Source organism: Promicromonospora noduliphila (assembly GCF_056951025.1).
The window spans coordinates 608,891-627,953 of record NZ_CM167806.1; the positions used below are offsets into that span (position 1 = coordinate 608,891).

The following is a 19,063-nucleotide window of genomic DNA, read 5'->3' on the forward strand; positions in this document are numbered from 1 at the left end:
GGACGGTCCCTCGTCGCCTGCCGTTCGCCTTTCCTTCGCCTGCCGTGAGGGAAACCACTGATGACAGCGCCCGCGCCGGGCTGGTGTGATTCACCCGGCCGGGGTTCGTGCGACCGGTCTCGCAGCCCAGCCCCGAGGAAGGTCAGGCCGATGAGAACCTCCCGAGTCCTGCTCGCCGTCGTGGCGGCCCTCGCGTCAGCCGCCGTCGTCGTGCCGCCGACGCTTGCCGCGGTCGAAGCCGCGCCGCCCGGTGGCGCCTACTACGTGCAGAGCGCCACCACCGGGCTCAATGCGGCGGATGCCGCGGGCGCCGTCGAGCAGCACCGACCGAAGGGCGACGAGGACCACCAGCAGTGGACGCTCCGGGCCGCCGGAGCGGCGCACGTCCTGGAGAGCACGGACGCGGCGGGCACCTGCCTCGGCCGCTCGGGCGGCCAGGCCAGGACCGTCGGCTGCTCGGGGCCGGACGCCGCCTGGGAGGTCGTCGACGCCGGCGCCGACCGGTACCGGCTCAAGGTGCCCGGCGCCGAGAGCTACCTCGCCGTCGGCGCCAAGCCGTCCGGCCAGAACTACCCGGCGCAGCTCGTCGTGGGCGGCAGCGGACCGCTCGCGGAGTGGTACCTCACGCCGGTGGGGCCGGTGACCAACCCGATGCCGCCCGCGGACCAGCGCACGCTGGACCAGATGTCGTTCCTCACCGCGCACAACGCGTACGCCAACGGCGTGGACGGCGGCTTCGCCCCGCCGTTCATCAACCTCGTGCCCAACCAGGTCCGCGGCATCAGCCAGCAGCTCGCCGACGGCGTGCGCGGGTTCCAGCTCGACATCCACCAGACGCCCGACGGCGCGATCCTCTGCCACAACAGCTGCACGCTGGTCAGCAGGCCGGTCGCGCTGTGGGTCGACCTGCAGCGGATCGTCGACTTCCTGGCGGCCCACCCGGACCAGTTCGTCACCGTGTTCCTCGAGGACTACGTGGACCCGGGCGTGCTGCGCAGCGAGCTCGGCCGCGTCACGGGGCTGTCGGACGTGCTCTACCGCCCGAACCTCACCGGCGTGCGCGAGAACGGGTGGCCCACGATGGCCCGGCTGATCGCCGACAACGACCGGCTGCTGATCTTCAGCGACCACAGCCGGTCCGCCGACGAGGCCGCCGGCCTCACGCGGGAGAGCTTCGGCGTGCTGTACCAGCGCGAGTGGACGGTCGAGAACTACTGGTCGATGGGCTCCGGCGTCGGCACGTCGGACTGGTCGTGCTACAGCCGCTGGTACGACGCCGGCACCAACATCCCGCTGACGCAGACCGGGGGCCGGTTCCGGCCGCTGTTCGTGATGAACCACTTCCGGGACACCCCCATCGAGGCGACCGCCCGGACCGACAACGAGCGGCTGCTCAACCGCGCCCAGCGGTTCTGCCAGCCGGCCGCCCGCAAGAAGCCGACGTTCGTGGCGGTCGACCGCTACGACCTGGGCAACCCGGCCGCGGCGGTCGCCACGCTGAACACGTACACGTACTGACCCGGCAGGATCCGCGGCCGCGGACAGCCGGCCGGCGCCGCCCGGACGACGGGAGGGTCCGGCAGGCTGACCCCGAAGGGGTCCGCTTCGAGAACGCGATCAAGCCTGGCTCTGGGCCAGAATCCATGCCTGATCGCATTCTCGAAGCGGACCTTTCTTGACCGGCCGCCCGGCCGCCGCGCCGTCGTCAGTCGTGGAGGGGGCCGCCGCGCGCGTCGAGGCGGTCCAGGAGCCGGGGCAGGACGTCGCCGAGGCGCAGCCCGTCGTGCTCGAACTCGTTGGTGACCCACGGCGCCACGTTGCCGACGTGCGCCGCCGTCTCCAGGGAGAGGGAGGAGTCCACGAACATGTCGTCGAAGTACACCGCCGCCTCGACCGGGATGTCGTTGTCCGCGAGGCGGCGCAGGTCGTACAGGTCGCTCCAGTCCTGCCGCTTCGCGAGGGCGTGCGCGGCGGCCTCGAACGGCCGCAGGGCGTTGATCTCGGCGAACATCCAGGGGTAGATCATCTCGCCGGTCATCAGCAGCGGCCGGGCCTCCTCGCCGAAGGCGGGGTCGGCGTCGCGCACCGACTGGGCCGCCCACGCCGTCGGGCCGGTGTGGGACTGGGCGTAGATCGACTCGTGCAGCACCGCGTACAGGGGGTTGGTCGCGAACGACGTCTCGGCGGCGACCGTGGCACGGAACGTGTCGCTGAGGGGGCCGCCGTGCGGAGAGTCGAACGCCTCGTCGAGGATCCAGTGCACGCGCTCGAAGCCGGGCTGCATGCCGAAGTCCATGCCCAGCGTCTGGAACCGCCGGACGGTGAGGACGTCGCCGCCCGGCTCGGTCGCGTCGCCAGTGGCGAGCCGGTCGGCGATGCGAGCCAGGCCCCTCGCGATGTGCGGGTAGCGCGCGCGGAACCGCTCGTTCTTGGCGATCACGCGGGGCTGGGTGCGCTCGTAGACCTCCCGGGCCGACGCCGTGAGGCCGGGCAGCCCGCCGGTCACGAGGCTCGCGTTGAGGCCCTCGGGGGCGAACGAGAGGTAGGTCATCGTGATGAAGCCGCCGTACGACTGCCCCAGCGACGTCCAGCGCCGGCCGTCGAACAGCGTCTTCCGGACGTGCTCGGCGTCGCGCACGATGCTGTCGGCGCGGAAGTGCGTCAGGTACTCCGCCTGCTGCTCCGGGGTGCCGACGGCGTTGAGCGCGGCCGCCCGGACGGCGCTCGACCGTCCGGTGCCGCGCTGGTCGAGCAGCACCACCCGGAACCGCTTCAGGGCCGTGCCGAGCCAGCCCTCCGGCCCCGTGGGACGCGGCCCCTTGCCGCCGGGGCCGCCCTGGAGGAACACGAGCAGCGGCAGGTCCTCGGTGCGCCGGGTGGGGTCGACGAGCTCGCGCGCGAACACCGAGATCGTGGACCAGTCGTCGGGCCGGGACCAGTCGAGCGGTACGTCGACGGAGTGGTCGGTGACATGGACGCCGGGAAGGGTGTAGCTGATGGGCACGGGGTCACGCTATCGCTCAGGCTCGGCGACCAGCGCGCTTTGCGAAGGCGTCCATTGCCGTCAGTACCGACGACGCCTGCCACACCCGACGCCGTAGCTGGGAGGTGGTTGGGGAGAGGATGCCGTCTCGCTCAAGAACGGCGATGGCGTTGCGCGCGGCCCGGTCGGTGACGTCCAACGTGGTTGCGACGTAATCGGCATTGACGACGGGCTGCGCGAATAGGGCGTCGGCTAGTCGCCACGCCGCCGAGTCGGACCGTGCCGCGATCTGCGAAAGCCAGGAGGTGCGGATGCCGACGACGTCGCGGGCGAGCCGGCGACCGTTATCGGTGGCGAGGAGTGCCGCTTCGGCGACCTGGACCACTATCGGATCAGGGTCGCCGGCCCGATATGCGGTCAGGGCATCGAAGTACCGCTCCGGATCGCGCAGGAGGCCGGCTGAGACAGGCACCGTGGTGGTCCGGATGAGGCCGTGTCGACGCAGCACGGACTGCAGCAGAACACGTCCAGTGCGGCCGTTGCCATCGACAAAGGGATGGATGGTCTCGAACTGGGCGTGCACGAGTGCCGCATGTACGAGCGCAGGGATGTCGTCCCGCGCGGCGAAAGCGGTCAGATCGGCGAGAGTCTCCTCGAGTCGCTCGTGGTGCGGTGGAATGAAATCGGCGTCGTGCGGGCTCAGGGCGCTCGACCCCACCCAGACCTGTTCGGATCGCCAATGCCCGGCGACGTCGAGGTCCGACGACGACAGCAGGGCTCGGTGGATCGCGAGGATCGACTCGGGTGTCACGGCGTCACCGATACGGAGTGCCTCAGTCATTGCACGAACATTGGCAGCGACGAGCTCGGCGTTCTGTTTCGCTCCGACGCCCAGGCTTGCCATCGCGAGATTACGAGCGTTCGCCGTCAGGTGTTCGATCTGCGAGCTGGACGACGACTCCGAGCGCAGCAGCACGGCGGGCATCGTGACAGGCAGCGCGGCCATCTGCGCATCGAAGCGGGCGATGTCCGCTGTGGCCTTCTCGGCCTCCGCAGCTGTTGCGTCGGACAGCCGCGGGACGAGTTTCGCGATCTGCGGAAGCACGGCTGCCTGGTATGGGCGGGAGAACCGATGCCGCTGCCAGACGTCAAGGTGTCCGTCGTCCCGCGCGGCGGTCCACTCGCGGGGTTCCCTTGTGATCGCGGGCCATCGTGCCGCCGTCGGCTCACTCATATCCTTCAACACCGCCTCTCCTTGTTGAAGGCTATCGCACCAGCCTTCAACAAGTGGCCTCTTTGTTGAAGGCTATGACGGTAGCCTTCAACAAGGAGAGCCGGCATTGAAGGATCTGTCTGGGATGGTGCGACCGGGCTGCTCCGGGTGCTGTCCGGTCCCGAGAGTGCCGATCGCTGGTCGATGGTGGTGGGCATGGGGAACGACGGAAGCGATCTCCGGCCTTCGATCTTGCTGGAGAGTGCACTCGCGCACGTCCTGGAAGTGCTGGCTCGGCACCACGTGACCAACCCGCGCATCTTCGGTTCCGTGGCGCGAGGTGAGGACACGGTGGAGTCGGATGTCGACCTGCTGGTCACGACCCCGCCGGACTTCGACATCTTCGACAAAGCCCTGCTGACCGAGGCGCTCGAGGAAGCGCTCGGCGTGCACGTGGACGTGGTTTCGGACGATGCGCGCGGACCTGCCCTTGTGCGTGCGGAGGCCGAAGCGGTGCCGCTATCGCAGGTGGTATCGCTGTATCGGCGACGGTGAAGGCGTCGACGACGAGCTCGTGTGGCGCGCCCTGGAGAAGCGCGTGCCCTGGATGGTCGGGGAGCTGACCGACGGTGATTCGTTGCATTAGTGGAGTCGCTGCTCTAATAATTGAGGCATGACGATCACAGAGGTGCGCCAACACCCGGCACTACCGGCTCTGCTCGGCCTGGGCACGCTCGCGATCGGCCTCGTGCTGGGCTGGTTCGCGCCCGCGCTGGCGCGGGGCCTGGTCGACCTGATCGAAGCGACGCCGCTGCCCACGCCGGGCGTGGTCCGGGTGATCGGGACGCTCACGCTGCCGTGGTCGCTCGGCATCCTGGGTGGGCTCGGGCTGTTCGGCGGCGCTTTCCTCGCGTTCATGACCGTGGGAGAGGCGCCCCGGCTCACCGTCGCGGACGACCACCTCGAGCACGCGCAGGAGGAGCGCGAGGTGTGGATCGAGCGGTCCGACGTCGGCGCCGCGTTCCGCGACACGCGGTACCTGGTGCTCCTGCGGCCCGACGGCGGCCTGCGCGCCCGCCTCGACACCGACACGCTCTCGCGCTCCGCCGTCGTCGACGCCCTGCGGGCGCATCGCTGGCCGTGGCACGACGAGGACCCGCACGAGCAGGAGTTCGAGCGCTGGGTCGACGGGCGGCCGGGCTTCACGGCGGCCGAGCACGAGGTGCTACGCCGTCGGCTCGCGGAGCGCAAGGACGCCGACGCGTGCCGCAAGGCGGACGAGGACCTGGCCGCGCTCGGACTGGTCGCGCGTGTCCGGGACGATCGGATCCAGGTGCGCCGGACGGCGCCGTCCGGCAATCCGGCCCGCGGCCAGGCCAGCAACCGGCGGGCCGACAAGGACGCGCGTGGCGCGGACCGTTGACCCGGCGCGCCACGAGGCGCGCAGGCTCGTCATCATCGACGCGGCCCTCACGGTCTTCGCCGAGCACGGGTACGACGGCACCACGACCGCCGCGATCTGCCGGCAGGCGGGCATCGGGTCGGGCACGTTCTTCCACTACTTCCCGACCAAGCTGGACCTCCTCCTGGCGATCCTGACGATCGGCATCCAGGAGGTCCGCGAGGCCGAGGCCGCCTACGCGGACCGGACCGACCCGCTCGGCGTCCTCCTCGACATCGTCGCCCAGGGCGCCGACGACGCCGCGGACCCGCGGATACCGGGCTTCGTCCGCGCGGTGGCCGGCGTCATGCACCAGCCCGACGTCGCGGCAAAGCTCGCCGAGGACACCCAGGCCCAGCGCGCCCTGATCCTGCCGTGGGTGGAGAAGGCCCAGCGGGCGGGCGAGATCCGCACCGACCTGACGCCGGCCCGAATCACGTCCTGGCTCTACCTCCTGACCGACGGCTTCCTGGAACGAGTAGCGGTAGACGAAGACTTCACGGCCCAGGCCGAAAAGCCAACCCTCGTAGAAACGGCCCGCCGCTTCCTAGCCCCCTGACCGGTCCTGACCTGTCGCCCCTTCCGCCAGTCCCCGGGTCCTTGTCCCTGGGTCCTGTCCCCGGGTCCTTGTCCCCAGATCCCCGTCCCCAGACTCCTGGGTGGACGAGCCCGCCGAGAAGGCGACGTAAGCACGGAGCGGAGGGCAAGGAAGGCCCTGTCCGGCAGTATCTTTTCCCGAAGTGGAGCGCCCCCTGGGGCGCGTGAACGCTGCCGGACAGGGCCTTCCTTGCCCTCCGCGGACGCAACCGAAGCACCCGAACTGAGGACGCAACCGAAGCGCCCGAACTGAAGACGCAACCGAAGCACCCGAGACAACCTACGAGACGTCCGAGTCCACCCAGTCGAACGTCTTCGTCACCGCCTTCTTCCAGCTCCGGTACAGCCGCTCCCGGTCGTCGTCCCCCATGGCGGGCGACCACCGCCGGTCCTCGGCCCAGTTCGCCGTGACGTCCGACTCCCCCTTCCAGAAGCCGACGGCGATGCCCGCCGCGTACGCCGCGCCGAGCGCCGTGGTCTCGGCGACCACGGGCCGGACGACGTCGACGCCGAGCTGATCGGCCTGGAACTGCATGAGCAGCTCGTTGGCGACCATGCCGCCGTCGACCTTGAGCTCGGTGAGCTCGACGCCGGAGTCGGCCTTCATGGCGTCCATGACCTCGCGGGTCTGGTACGCCGTGGCCTCCAGCGCGGCCCGCGCGATGTGGTTCCGGTTGACGTACCGGGTCAGGCCAACGAGGGCGCCGCGCGCGTCGGGCCGCCAGTACGGCGCGAACAGGCCGGAGAAGGCCGGCACGAAGTAGGCGCCGCCGTTGTCCTCGACCTTGCGGGCGAGCCACTCGACGTCGGGCGCATCGGTGAACATGCCCAGGTTGTCGCGGAGCCACTGGACCAGCGAGCCGGTGACGGCGATGGAGCCTTCGAGCGCGTAGATCGGTGCCGCGTCGCCGATCTTGTAGCAGACCGTGGTGAGCAGGCCGTTCTCGGACGGCACCTTCTCCGTGCCGGTGTTGAGCAGCATGAAGTTGCCGGTGCCGTAGGTGTTCTTCGCGGTGCCGACGTCGAAGCAGGCCTGCCCGAACGTCGCCGCCTGCTGGTCGCCGAGGATGCCCGCGATGGGCACACCCGGCACCATGCCGCGCGGCCGCCCGTGCCCGTACACCTCGGAGGAGGAGCGGATCTCGGGGAGCATCGACAGCGGGATGCCCATGTCGGCGGCGATGTCCTCGCGCCAGGACAGGGTGTCGAGGTCCATGAGCATGGTGCGGGAGGCGTTGGTGACGTCGGTGACGTGCACGCCGCCGTCGACCCCGCCGGTCATGTTCCACAGGACCCACGCGTCGGTGTTGCCGAACAGCAGGTCGCCGCGCTCGGCGGCCCCGCGGGCGCCCTCGACGTTGTCGAGGATCCACTTCACCTTGGGACCGGAGAAGTAGGTGGCCAGCGGCAGGCCGACGACCGACTTGTACTTGTCCGGCCCGTCCGACCCGGCGAGCTCGTCGACGATCGCCTGCGTCCGCGTGTCCTGCCACACGATGGCGTTGTAGACCGGCTTGCCGGTCGTCCTGTCCCACACGACGGTGGTCTCGCGCTGGTTCGTGATGCCGACGGCGGCGAGGTCGCTGTGGTTGATGTTCGCCCTGGTCAGCGCGAGTCCGACGACCTGGCGGGTGTTGTCCCAGATCTGGTCCGGCTTGTGCTCGACCCAGCCGGCCTTTGGAAAGACCTGGTCGTGCTCGAGCTGGCCGCTGGACACGATGGTCCCGGCGTGGTTGAAGACGATCGCCCGGGTGCTCGTGGTGCCCTGGTCGATCGCGAGTACGTAGTCAGCCATCGGTTCTTGACTCCCTTGTCTGTGTCGAGTCTGGGTCGAGGAACGGCGGGCCTACGCGACTGCGGCGGCCAGCAGGCCGCCCAGCGCGCCGCCGACCAGCGGGCCGACCACCGGGACCCACGAGTAGGCCCAGTCGCTGGAGCCCTTGCCCGGGATGGGCAGCACGAAGTGGGCGATGCGCGGGCCGAAGTCACGGGCCGGGTTGATGGCGTACCCCGTGGGGCCGCCGAGGCTCGCGCCGATGCCGAGCACCAGGAGGGCAGCGGCCAGCGGACCCAGGTCGCCCGGCCAGTTGCCGAACGACAGGATGACGAAGACCAGCATGAACGTACCGATGACCTCGGTGACGAGGTTCCACGTGTACGAGCGGATCTCCGGCCCCGTCGAGAAGACGCCGAGCTTGACGGCGGGGTCGGCCTCCTGGTCGAAGTGCTGCTTGTACGCCAGGTACGCGAGGACGGCGCCCACGAAGGCGCCGAGGAGCTGCGCGACCCAGTAGACGAGCAGGTTGACGAAGTTGGCGGGGATCCCCTCGGCGAACTCCTCGGCCCCGCTGGAGAGGATGCCGAGCGTCACGGCGGGGTTGATGTGCGCGCCCGACGCCATGGACACGAACACACCGGCGAAGACGGCGAGCCCCCACCCGAAGTTGATCATCAGCCAGCCGCCGTTGAACCCCTTGTTCCGGGGGAGGATGGCGTTGGCCACGACGCCGGCGCCGCCGAGGATCAGGATCATCGTCCCGAGGAACTCCGGCACCATGATGTCCGTGAATGCGTTCATCGCTGACTCGCTCTCTGCCGACCACTCTGTCGGCGTACGGAGGTGAATCCGGCGGCTCCCCTGGGGCGGCCCGTCGGCGCTTGATAGTTGGTTTCTCTTGGTTTCCTTAGTGTCGAAGCGGCTGCATGGCCGCGACGTCCGGTGTGGTCAGGCGCGCCCGTTCGGCGGCCTCGTCGTCTGGTGCCTCCTCGGCGTGGCGTTCCGCCTCGATGCGCGCCTCCCACGCGCGCACCTCGCGTTCGGCGTCGGAGGCGTCCCAGCCGAGCAGCGGGCCGACGACGGCCGCCACCTCTTCCGCCGCCGCCGTGCCGCGGTCCGGGACCTCGTAGACCAGCCGCGTGCGGTGCGCGAGCACGTCCTCGAGGTGGAGGGCGCCCTCGTGGCTCACCGCGTAGTACACCTCGGCGCGCAGGTAGGCGGCCGCATGTTCGAGCGGCTGGGCGAGCGACGGGTCGGCGTCGCACAGCTCGACGATCTCGGCGAGGTTGGCGCCGTACCGGTGCAGCAGGTGGTCGATCAGCGGGGGAGACCAGCCGAACCGCTTGCCCCACGTGCGCGCCTGGCGCTGCACGGCGCGCAGGCCGACGGCGCCGGTGAGCGGGATCTGGTGCGTGATCGACGGGAGCGCGGCGGCGCGCTGCCCGATCGCGAAGTCGACGGCGTCCTTGGCCATGATCCGGTACGTCGTGAGCTTGCCGCCCGCGATGACGGTGAGCCCGGGCATCGGCGACGCGACGGTGTGCTCGCGGCTGACCTTCGCGCTGCTCGTGCCCGCCTTGGTGCCCGGCTGGAGCAGCGGGCGCAGGCCCGCGTACGTGCCGATGATGTCTTCCCTGGTCAGGGGGTGCGCGAGCACGGCGTTGGCGTGGTCGAGCACGTAGTCGATGTCGGCGCTGGTGGCCACCGGGTGCGTCGGGTCGAGGCTCCAGTGCGTGTCGGTGGTGCCGATGATCCAGTACCGGCTCCACGGGATGACGAACAGCACCGACTTCTCGGTCTGCAGGATCAGGCCCGCGTGGCCGCGGATCCGCTCGCGCGGAACGATGAGGTGCACGCCCTTGCTGGCGAGCACGCGCAGCCCGCCCTCCGAACCCGCGAGGGCCTCGGTCTCCTCCGTCCACACCCCGGTCGCGTTGATCACCGCGCGCGCCCGCACGGTGATCTCCTGGCCGGTCTCGAGGTCCACGATGACCGCGCCGTTCACCGCGCCCGTCGCGCCCTGCGTCAGGCTGACCACCTGGGTGCGGCTCGCGGCGTGGGCGCCGTAGCTGGCGGCGGTGCGGATCAGGGTGGCGACCAGGCGGGCGTCGTCGACCGAGGCGTCCCAGTACTGGACGGCGCCGACGGCGGCGTCGTGCGCCAGGTCCGGGAACTTGGCCTCCATCCGGTTCTTGCTCAGGTGCCGGTGGAACGGCATGGGGCGGCGGCCGGGCGTGAGCGTCGCCAGGATGTCGTACATCGCGATGCCCGCGCCCACGTAGGCGCGCTCCCAGACGCGGTGCTCCAGCGGGTACAGGAACGGGACCGGCCGCACGAGGTGCGGCGCCAGGTCCCGCAGCAGGAGGTCGCGTTCGGTGAGGGCCTCGTGCACCAGCTCGAAGTCGAGCATCTGCAGGTAGCGCAGGCCGCCGTGCACCAGCTTGCTGCTGCGGCTGGAGGTGCCCTGCGCCCAGTCCTGCGCCTCGACGACGGCGGTGGACAACCCGCGGGTGACCGCGTCAAGGGCGATGCCGGCGCCCGTGACACCACCCCCGATCACCAGCACGTCGAGCTCTGCGGAGGGGCTGACACTGGCTTCCAGCGCAGCCAGCGCCTGCGTCCTCGCCTCTGCGGTCAGCCGTGTCGATGCCATGCGCCAAACTCACCACGCATTCCGTGACTTGGCAAGACTTTGCCCTGCCTGCGGCGGTGTGTCGCGAGATTCTCTTGCTCACACCTTCGTTTCGTCTGCTCGGCTCGCCTGGTGGGCACCCGTCCGGTGGGCGCTCTTCCGATGGCGCTCGTCCGGTGGGCGCTGCGGGCGCTGCGGCCGTGCCCGGCCGTAGTGTGTCGCCGTGACGACACCCGGGGCGCCGGCCGCGCCCGTGATCCGGCCCGCCCTCCCCGCCGACGTGCGCACGATCCGCGACCTCGTCGAGCCGCTCAGCCAGGAGCGCATCCTGCGGCCGTACGAGATGGTGGGGTACTACGAGGCGGTCCAGGAGTTCCTGGTCGCCGTCGACCCCGGCTCGCCGGAAGGCGCCGTCGTCGGCTGCGGGGCGCTGCACGTGATGTGGGACGACCTCGCCGAGGTGCGCACGCTCGCGGTGCACCGCGACTGGCGCGGCCGCAAGGTGGGGCACGCCTTGCTGGAGGCGCTGGTCGAGCGGGCGCGGGCGCTCGGGCTGCGGCGTGTGTTCTGCCTGACCTTCGAGGTCGGCTTCTTCGCGGCGCACGGGTTCCGCGAGATCGACGGCACGCCCGTGACGCCGGACGTGTACGCGGAGCTGCTGCGTTCCTACGACGAGGGTGTGGCCGAGTTCCTCGACCTGGCGCGCGTGAAGCCCAACACGCTGGGCAACTCCCGGATGCTGCTGGAGCTCTGACGGGGCTGGTGCGGTCCACCTGGGGCGGCCGACCTCATCGGCCGTAGGGCTCGGCCGTGTCGCAGCGCCGGCTGGGCCGGAGTGGCCGGACTGGCCGACGGGACTGGCCGGCTGGGCCGGAGTGGCCGGACTGGCCGACGGGACTGGCCGGCTGGGCCGGAGTGGCCGGACCGGCTGGGGCTGTGCCGGAGCCCTACCGTGGCAGGTGGAGGCGGCCGGCCTCGTCCTGCTCGGCGAGGCCGTCCTCGACCAGGCCGGCGATCGCGCGGTCGAGCTGCGGCTGGTCGGACCAGAGGCCCGCGAGCAGGGCGCGGTCCACCGGCTCCGCCGCCTGCCGGAGCTCCGCCATGACGCGCCCGCGCGCCTGCCGGTCGGTGCCCACCCAGGCCTGGGTGCGGCGCTTGTCGGCGTGCGCGTCCGGGGGTGAGCCCGCGGCCCGCCACGCGCACAGCCCGGCCACCGGACAGGCACCGCACTTCGGCGCCTTGGCAGTGCAGACCAGCGCGCCCAGCTCCATCGAGGCGGCCGCCCAGCGCGCGGCGTCGGCGTCGCCGTCGGGGGCGAGCGCCGTCGCCAGCGCACGTTCGGCGGCGGTGTACGACGGCGCGGGTAGCGCCGCTCCGCCGACGACCCGGGCCAGCACCCGGCGCACGTTGGTGTCGACCACCACGGACCGCTTCCCGTACGCGAACGCCAGCACCGCGGCCGCCGTGTACTCGCCGATGCCGGGCAGGGCGCGCAGCTCGGCCTCGGTGCGCGGCACCACGCCGTCGTGCCGCTCGACGATCGCCCTGGCGCACTCCTGGAGGCGGAGCGCACGGCGCGGGTAGCCGAGGCGGCCCCAGGCGCGCAGCACGTCGGCGGTGGGAGCCCGCGCCAGGTCGGCCGGCGTCGGCCACTGCTCCAGCCAGGCGCGCCAGGCGGGTTCGACCCGCACGACGGGGGTCTGCTGCAGCATGACCTCGCTGACCAGCACGCCCCACGCCGTGCGGTCGGGCGACCGCCAGGGCAGGTCGCGCGCGGCGCCGTCGAACCACCGCACGACGCCGGAACGCACGGCGGTGCGTCGCGTCGCCTCCAGTGCTGTCACGGGGACTCATCCTGCCGCACGGGTTCGCCTCGGCCGAACCTGACGTGTGAGGCTGACCATGCAGTTACTGCCAAACCGGGCCGTGTTCTGGCAGTAACTGCATGGTCAACCTGCCTCCTTCGCGTCGACCGCCGTCGGGTGGAGTCGGACGGCTGACCGACTTGGCGGCGCGGCTGCCGTGGGGGCCGGGCGCGACGTCGTACGTTGGTGCCGCGGGTGTCACCGCACGTCAGGCCGTAGGTTTCGGAACGGGGTTTGCGGCAGCTCTCAGCGAAGGGGTCGAGCAGGTGGTCAGTGCGCCGGAGCGGGCGGGGCGGCTCCCGGGCCGGGACGCGGAACGGGCGCCCGACGGCCGGCGCCCGCGGAGGCTGGGCCGCGTGCTGGTGGTGCTGGTCGTCCTGGCGCTCGGCGGGATCGCCGTCGCGGTGACCTGGCCGGAGGCCGACCCGCCGATCGTGTCCGACAAGGTGAGCCCGCCTGACCCGGTGGACCCGAACGCCGCGGCGGCGCCGTGCACCCGCCAGGACCTCGACATCGGGCTGGCGGCTGACCGCCTGTCGGTCACCCCTGGCGTGCCGGTCCGGTTCACCGTGTCGGTGCGGAACACGGGCCAGGTGCAGTGCCTGGTCGACGGTCCGCGGCACAGCCTCGCGGTCACCGTGTACCAGGGCGAGGTGGGCGAGCCGACGGCGGAGCGGGCCTGGTCGTCCGCTGACTGCGCCGACCCGGACGAGGAGCGGCTGCTGCTCCTGGGTCCCGGCGACGTCGACGTCACGACCGTGAGCTGGTCCGACTCCCGGTCCGTGCCCGGCTGCGAGCCGGGTCAGCCGAGGCCGGCCGCCGGCGAGTACACCGCGCAGGTCACGCTGGCCGACGTCGAGGACGTGTCCAGCGAGGTGGTGCGGCTGACGTACACGATCCCGGAGCCGTCGCCGACGCCGTCCGCGAAGCCCTCGGGGGAGGCGTCGGCCGAGCCGAGCGCGGGTGCGGGCGCCGAGCCGAGCGGTGGCCTCGGTGCCGACGCGAGCACCGACCCGAGCGGTGGCCTCGGTGCCGACGCGAGCGCCGGCCCGGGGGCGTCGGACGGTGCGAGCAGCGAGCCGAGCGGGATGCCCTGACCTTGTCGACGGTCTGGACCTGTGGCGGCAGGGGAACCGTCGTCGACATCGGAACCCCCGAAGGTCAGCACCCCGCTGAGGTCTCAGACACCCGGAACACCCGAGCGGCCCGTACGTCCGACACCCGGCGGGCAGGGGTCAGACGTAGCGTTCGAGGATGCTCGACTCCGCCAGCCGGGACAGCCCCTCGCGGATCGTCCGGGCGCGCTGCTCGCCGACGCCGTCGACCGACATGAGGTCGTCGACGCTCGCGGCGAGGAGCTTCTGCAGGCTGCTGAAGTGCCCGACGAGCTGTTCGATGGTGCTGTTCGGCAGCCGCGGCACCTTGGACAGGAGCCGGTAGCCGTGCGGCGCGACGGCGGCGTCGAGCGCGTCCCCGCCGCCGGGCAGGTCGAGGATCCGGCCGATCTGGCCCATGTCGAGGAGCTGCTGCGACGTGAGCCCGGACAGCTCGGCCTGGACCTCGGGGAGCGTGCGCTCCTTGCGGCCCAGCACGTAGTCGCGGATCACGAACTCGCGGTCCGAGCCGACGTCGCCGATCAGCTCGTCGAGCTGGAGCGCCAGCAGGCGGCCGTCCACGCCGAGCTCGATCACGTACCCCGCGATCTCGTCGGAGATGCGGCCCACCATCTCGAGGCGCTGCACCACCGAGCACACGTCGCGCACCGTGACCAGGTCCTCGATCTCCAGCGCCGACAGCGTGCCGGACACCTCGTCGAGGCGGGCGCGGTAGCGCTCCAGCGTCGCGAGCGCCTGGTTGGCGCGGCCGAGGATCGTGTCGGAGTCCTCGAGCACGTGCCGCTGCCCGCCCACGTAGAGCGCGACGATCCGCATGGACTGGCTCACCGAGATGACGGGGAACCCGGTCTGCTTGGCGACCCGCTCTGCGGTGCGGTGGCGGGTGCCGGACTCGGTGGTCTCTATGGTCGGGTCGGGCAGGAGCTGCACCGCCGCCTTGCGGATGCGGGTGGCGTGCCGGTCGAGCACCACGGCGCCGTCCATCTTGGACAGCTCGCGCAGGCGCGTCGCCGAGAAGTCGACGTCGAGCGAGAAGCCGCCGGAGCAGATCTGCTCCACCGTCGAGTCGAGACCGAGCACGATGAGCGCGCCGGTCCGGCCGCGCAGGATGCGTTCCAGTCCGTCGCGAAGCTCGGTCCCGGGCGCGACGGCGGCCAGGGTCTCACGGAGCAGCTCGTCAGGGTGCGAGGAGGTCGTGGCCACGAAGAAATCCTACGCTGTGCACTGGGTCACAAGCAGTTCGTTTCACCGACCGGTCACCTGTCGTCCATCTGGTCGCCAGTTCCGGGACCTACGGACTGCGCCCATTCCACCGCATCGCGGATGTGCACGGCCTCCACCAGCCGGAGTCCGGCGGGCGCCTTGACGCCAGTCCCGTGCGGTACGACGGCGTGCGCGAACCCCAGGCGTGCGGCCTCGCCCAGCCGGCGGTCCAGCCCGGCGACCGGGCGCAGGTCGCCGGCCAGGCCCACCTCGCCGATGGCGACGGTGGCGCCGGGCAGCGGCCGTCCCGTGCGCGCCGACACGAGGGCGAGCGCGGCCGCGAGGTCCGCCGCCGGCTCGGTGATCCGGGCGCCGCCGACCGTCGAGGCGTAGACGTCCTGGTCGGCGATCCGCAGCCCGCCGTGCCGCTGCAGCACGGCGAGGATCATCGCGAGCCGGCTGGAGTCGACGCCGCTGGTCGCCCGGCGCGGGTTGGTCAGCGGGCTCGGCGCGACGAGACCCTGCACCTCGACGGCGAGCGGACGCCGTCCTTCGAGCGTGACCGTGATGCACGATCCGGCGACGCCCGCGCCGGCCTGCGACAGGAACAGGCCGGACGGGTCGGGCAGCCCGACGATCCCGTCCTCCGACAGGTCGAAGCAGCCCACCTCGTCCGTGGGACCGTACCGGTTCTTGACCGCACGGATCATGCGCAGGCGCGAGTGCCGGTCGCCCTCGAACTGGCAGACCACGTCCACCAGGTGCTCGAGCGTGCGGGGTCCGGCGACCGAGCCGTCCTTGGTCACGTGCCCCACGAGGATCGTGGGGATCTGCCGCTCCTTGGCCACGGCGATCAGCGCGGCGGCGACCTCGCGGACCTGCGACACACCGCCCGGAGCCCCGTCCACCTGCGCGGACGCGATGGTCTGCACCGAGTCGACGATGAGCATGTCGGGCTGGTTCGCCTCCAGGTGGCCGAGCACCGTGCCCAGGTCGGTCTCCGCGGCGAGCAGCAGCGTCCGCGACAGCGCGCCGATCCGCTCGGCCCGCAGCCGGACCTGCGCAGCGGACTCCTCGCCGGTCACGTACAGCACGGTGCGGGGCGACTCGAACCCGTCGGGCCCGAGGGCGCCGTCCGCCACGTTGCTCGCCACCGCGAGCAGGAGGGTCGACTTGCCGACGCCCGGCTCGCCCGCGAGCAGGATCACCGCCCCCGGCACCAGCCCGCCGCCGAGCACCCGGTCGAGCTCGCCGACGCCGGTCGGGTTGGCGCGCGCCGACTCGACGTCGATGTCGGCGATGGGCCGGGCGGGCTCGCGTGCGGCCGAGACGGCGGCCGTGCGGGGGGCCGCCTGCGCGGGCCCGTCCTCCGCGACGGTGCCCCAGGCCTGGCACTCCCCGCAGCGGCCGACCCACTTGACGGTGGTCCAGCCGCACTCGGTGCAGCGGTACGCGGGCCGGGCCCGCTTCGAGGTCGATGAGGTCACGGGCGCCACCGTACGTGGGGTCACTGACACGGGCGCGGACGGGCGTGCCTGATGCCGAATGTCAGTGGTGCGACATAGGGTTTCGGCTGAGCCACCGTGGCGTATCCGGTGGACGGAGCACGGGGGAGCCAGACATGACCGACCAGCGCGGGAACTCGTCGCGCACCGGCGCGACAGCATCGGTCGCCGGGAAGAAGGCGTCGCCGGCCGTGTACCGCCGCCGTCGGCTCGTCGTGGCCGTCGGCGCGCTCGTCGTGGTGCTCGCCCTGGTCCTCGTGGCGGGTTTCCTGTGGCCGGGCTTCTGGCGTGCCGAGGCGACGCCGCAGCCGGTCCCGACGGTGACCGTCACGGCCCCGGTGCCGACGCCGACGGTCAAGGCCATGGACCGCAGCGGCGACGAGACGGCCTTCCAGAAGGCTCTCCCGTCGACGGTGCTGCAGTTCGCGCTCGGCGCGCTCGCGGAGGCCAAGGAGCCGAAGGGGCAGGGCGCGCTGGAGGCGTGGCAGGCCGAGTACGCCGACGGCGACACGGGCGAGGTGGCGCTGGTTGCGGGCCAGTGGGCGACGTCGAACGAGGCAGCGGAGGCCGCAGAGGCCTGGACCGCCGCCGCCGGCGACGCGGAGCGCGAGGGCGACGTGAAGGTCGGCAACAAGGTCGTGGGGCGATACGCGATAGTGCCGGACAAGGGCGGGAAGGCCGTCGTCGTCTGGCAGAACGGGACCGCCGTGCTGCAGGCGACCGGCCCGGCGGACGCCATGGAGGACTTCTACGCGGCGTTCCCCCTGTGACCGGTCGGGCGAGCGACCGTTCGGGGGAGAATGGCGCGGTGAACCAGCGACTAGCGGTGCTCGGGGCCGGGAACATGGGCGAGGCGGTGCTCGCGGGCGCGCTCTCGGCGGGCTGGGCGGCGTCCGACGTCGTCGCCACCGTGCGGACCGAGGCGAAGGCCCAGCGCCTGCGCGAGACCTACCAGGTGGCCACGACCAGCGATAACGTGGCGGCGGTCCGCGGCGCGGGCCTCGTCCTGGTGGGGGTCAAGCCGAAGGACGTCGGCGCGCTGCTCGACGAGATCGCGTCCGCGATCGAGCCCGGTGCCGTCGTCGTCACGGTCGCGGCCGGCCATCCGACGGCGTTCTACGAGCAGCGGCTGCCCGCCGGCACGCCCGTCGTGCGGACGGTGCCCAACACGCCCGCCGCGATCGGCGCAGGCATCACGGCGATCGCGCCCGGCGCCGCCGCGACGGAGGCCCACCTCGCCGCCGTCGAGCACCTGCTCGCGGGCACCGGCGCCGTGGTGCGCGCCGCGGAGAAGGACCTGGACGCCGTCTCGGCCATCTCGGGCTCCGGCCCCGCGTACGTCTTCTACGTCGCCGACGCGCTCGCCGAGGCCGGCGTCCTGCTCGGGCTCACGCGCGACGTCGCGCGCCGCCTCGCCACCCAGACCCTGCTCGGCGCCTCGCGCCTCATGGACGAGTCGGGCGAGCACCCCGTCATCCTCCGGGAGAAGGTCACCTCGCCCGGCGGCACCACGGCGGCCGCTCTGCGCGCCATGGACGACGGCGGCGTGCGCGCCTCGTTCCTGGCTGCCGCGACCGCGGCGCGTGACCGCGCGCGCGAGCTGGGTGGATGATCCTCCTGTGACCATCTCTCGACCCGCGACGACGCGGCCGCCCGCCATGGCAGACGTGGCGGCGCTCGCCGGCGTGTCCCACCAGACCGTCTCGCGCGTGCTCAACGGGCACCCGAGCGTGCGCCCGGCGACGCGGGAGCGGGTCCTCGAGGCGATCGCCGAGCTCGGGTACCGGCGCAACAGCGCCGCACGCGCCCTGGTCACGGCGCGGTCGGCCACGGTGGGCGTCGTCACCACGGGGTCGCCGCTGTTCGGCCCGTCGAGCACGCTGATCGCCGTCGAGGAGGCGGCACGCGAGCAGGGCTGGTACGTCAGCGTCGCGACGCTGCGGCAGTACGACGCCGCCACCCTGCACAAGGCCCTCGAGCACTTCATGGACCAGGCGGTCGAGGGCATCGTGGTCATCGCGCCGCACACCGACGTGGCCGACGCCGTCGAGTCGTTCCGGGCGCCCGTCCCCGTCGTCCTGATCGCCGCGCGCGAGCTCAAGCCCGACGTGCCGACCATCCCGCTCGCCGTGGACCAGCGGGCCGGGACGCGGCTCGCCGTCGAGCACCTGATCGAGCTGGGGCACCGGCAGATCCTGCACGTCGCGGGCCCGCCGGACTGGCTGGACGCCGTCGAGCGCGCCGACGAGTGGCGCGGGGTCCTGGCCGAGCACCGCCTCCCCGTGCCCGAGCCGGTGATCGCGGGCTGGACCGCGGACCGCGGCTACATGGTGGGCCTCGACCTGGCCCAGCGGGTCAGGGCGGGCGAGGGGCCGACGGCGATCTTCGCGGCCAACGACCAGCTCGCCCTCGGCCTGCTGCGGGCCTTCTGGGAGTGCGGCGTCTCCGTACCCGGCGACGTCTCGGTGGTCGGCTTCGACGACATCGACGGCTCGGGTCACTTCATCCCCCCGCTGACGACCGTGCGGCAGCCGTTCGTCGACCTGGGCCGGCGCAGCGTGGCCATGCTCCTCACCGCGGTCGACGGCGGCAAGCCGGCCGCCGAGCTGATCCCGCCCGAGCTGGTGGTGCGCAGGAGCGCGGCGGCGCCACGCGCCTGACCAGGCGCTCCGGCTCCACCGGGCGCCGCCTTCCGGCTCCATCCGGCACGGCCCTCCCACACCGCCCGGCAC

Annotated in this window: 17 protein-coding genes; 9 read left to right on the forward strand and 8 right to left on the reverse strand. The window is 72.3% G+C overall.

What is annotated here, in order from left to right; all coding sequences use genetic code 11:
- The first annotated feature begins 150 nt into the window (after positions 1-150).
- Entirely contained in the window at positions 151-1,518 is a 1,368-nt protein-coding gene (locus tag AC0QU1_RS02600) for a phosphoinositide-specific phospholipase C-related protein (protein WP_483574101.1), read from the forward strand.
- 187 nt (positions 1,519-1,705) lie between these two features.
- Here AC0QU1_RS02600 and AC0QU1_RS02605 read toward each other — a convergent pair whose 3' ends face one another.
- A complete protein-coding gene (locus AC0QU1_RS02605) occupies positions 1,706-3,004 on the reverse strand; it encodes an alpha/beta fold hydrolase (protein ID WP_483574102.1) in 1,299 nt (432 codons plus the stop codon).
- Positions 3,005-3,020: 16 nt separating this feature from the next.
- On the reverse strand, positions 3,021-4,088 hold the full coding sequence (locus AC0QU1_RS02610; RefSeq protein ID WP_483574103.1) for a Fic family protein: 1,068 nt from the start codon (positions 4,086-4,088) through the stop codon (positions 3,021-3,023).
- A 324-nt stretch (positions 4,089-4,412) separates the two neighbouring features.
- Here AC0QU1_RS02610 and AC0QU1_RS02615 point away from each other — a divergent pair, with 324 nt between their 5' ends.
- The 3 genes from AC0QU1_RS02615 to AC0QU1_RS02625 all read left to right on the forward strand — a co-directional run bounded on the left by AC0QU1_RS02615 (position 4,413) and on the right by AC0QU1_RS02625 (position 6,196).
- A complete protein-coding gene (locus tag AC0QU1_RS02615) occupies positions 4,413-4,751 on the forward strand; it encodes a nucleotidyltransferase family protein (RefSeq protein ID WP_483574104.1) in 339 nt (112 codons plus the stop codon).
- A gap of 118 nt (positions 4,752-4,869) precedes the next feature.
- The gene (locus tag AC0QU1_RS02620) at positions 4,870-5,619 is read left to right on the forward strand and encodes a YqeB family protein (RefSeq protein WP_483574105.1); all 750 of its coding nucleotides are present in this window, start codon (positions 4,870-4,872) and stop codon (positions 5,617-5,619) included.
- Positions 5,603-6,196: a TetR/AcrR family transcriptional regulator gene (locus tag AC0QU1_RS02625; protein ID WP_483574107.1), complete on the forward strand. Its 594-nt coding sequence runs from the start codon at positions 5,603-5,605 to the stop codon at positions 6,194-6,196. The genes AC0QU1_RS02620 and AC0QU1_RS02625 overlap by 17 nt, the downstream gene beginning before the upstream one ends.
- Before the next feature lie 318 nt (positions 6,197-6,514).
- Here the strand turns inward: AC0QU1_RS02625 and glpK are convergent, their stop codons facing one another.
- From glpK to AC0QU1_RS02640, 3 genes are all read right to left on the reverse strand, one after another.
- Complete coding sequence (gene glpK, locus AC0QU1_RS02630) at positions 6,515-8,029, reverse strand: glycerol kinase GlpK (protein ID WP_483574108.1); 1,515 nt, start codon at positions 8,027-8,029, stop codon at positions 6,515-6,517.
- Between the two features lie 51 nt (positions 8,030-8,080).
- The gene (locus tag AC0QU1_RS02635) at positions 8,081-8,812 is read right to left on the reverse strand and encodes an MIP/aquaporin family protein (RefSeq protein ID WP_483574110.1); all 732 of its coding nucleotides are present in this window, start codon (positions 8,810-8,812) and stop codon (positions 8,081-8,083) included.
- A 106-nt stretch (positions 8,813-8,918) separates the two neighbouring features.
- Positions 8,919-10,664 carry a glycerol-3-phosphate dehydrogenase/oxidase gene (locus AC0QU1_RS02640; protein WP_483574111.1) on the reverse strand — a complete coding sequence of 582 codons (1,746 nt, stop codon included), beginning with the start codon at positions 10,662-10,664 and terminating at the stop codon, positions 8,919-8,921.
- A gap of 202 nt (positions 10,665-10,866) precedes the next feature.
- Between AC0QU1_RS02640 and AC0QU1_RS02645 the strand changes: the two genes are divergently transcribed.
- The gene (locus AC0QU1_RS02645) at positions 10,867-11,397 is read left to right on the forward strand and encodes an amino-acid N-acetyltransferase (RefSeq protein ID WP_483574112.1); all 531 of its coding nucleotides are present in this window, start codon (positions 10,867-10,869) and stop codon (positions 11,395-11,397) included.
- A 193-nt stretch (positions 11,398-11,590) separates the two neighbouring features.
- On the opposite strand, the gene AC0QU1_RS02650 is transcribed toward AC0QU1_RS02645, so the two are convergent.
- A complete protein-coding gene (locus tag AC0QU1_RS02650; protein ID WP_483574114.1) occupies positions 11,591-12,487 on the reverse strand; it encodes an HhH-GPD family protein in 897 nt (298 codons plus the stop codon).
- A gap of 287 nt (positions 12,488-12,774) precedes the next feature.
- Here AC0QU1_RS02650 and AC0QU1_RS02655 point away from each other — a divergent pair, with 287 nt between their 5' ends.
- Complete coding sequence (locus tag AC0QU1_RS02655) at positions 12,775-13,605, forward strand: hypothetical protein (RefSeq protein ID WP_483574116.1); 831 nt, start codon at positions 12,775-12,777, stop codon at positions 13,603-13,605.
- A gap of 138 nt (positions 13,606-13,743) precedes the next feature.
- On the opposite strand, the gene disA is transcribed toward AC0QU1_RS02655, so the two are convergent.
- Both disA and radA read right to left on the reverse strand, forming a co-directional pair.
- Positions 13,744-14,826, reverse strand: coding sequence for a DNA integrity scanning diadenylate cyclase DisA (gene disA, locus AC0QU1_RS02660; protein ID WP_483574118.1), 1,083 nt, complete (start codon positions 14,824-14,826; stop codon positions 13,744-13,746).
- A gap of 53 nt (positions 14,827-14,879) precedes the next feature.
- On the reverse strand, positions 14,880-16,313 hold the full coding sequence (gene radA, locus AC0QU1_RS02665) for a DNA repair protein RadA (protein WP_483574120.1): 1,434 nt from the start codon (positions 16,311-16,313) through the stop codon (positions 14,880-14,882).
- A gap of 134 nt (positions 16,314-16,447) precedes the next feature.
- Between radA and AC0QU1_RS02670 the strand changes: the two genes are divergently transcribed.
- From AC0QU1_RS02670 to AC0QU1_RS02680, 3 genes are all read left to right on the forward strand, one after another.
- Positions 16,448-17,101: a hypothetical protein gene (locus tag AC0QU1_RS02670; RefSeq protein ID WP_483574122.1), complete on the forward strand. Its 654-nt coding sequence runs from the start codon at positions 16,448-16,450 to the stop codon at positions 17,099-17,101.
- A 74-nt stretch (positions 17,102-17,175) separates the two neighbouring features.
- The gene (proC, locus tag AC0QU1_RS02675) at positions 17,176-17,943 is read left to right on the forward strand and encodes a pyrroline-5-carboxylate reductase (protein ID WP_483616534.1); all 768 of its coding nucleotides are present in this window, start codon (positions 17,176-17,178) and stop codon (positions 17,941-17,943) included.
- Positions 17,944-17,989: 46 nt separating this feature from the next.
- Positions 17,990-18,991 carry a LacI family DNA-binding transcriptional regulator gene (locus AC0QU1_RS02680; protein WP_483576619.1) on the forward strand — a complete coding sequence of 334 codons (1,002 nt, stop codon included), beginning with the start codon at positions 17,990-17,992 and terminating at the stop codon, positions 18,989-18,991.
- Positions 18,992-19,063 lie beyond the last annotated feature (72 nt).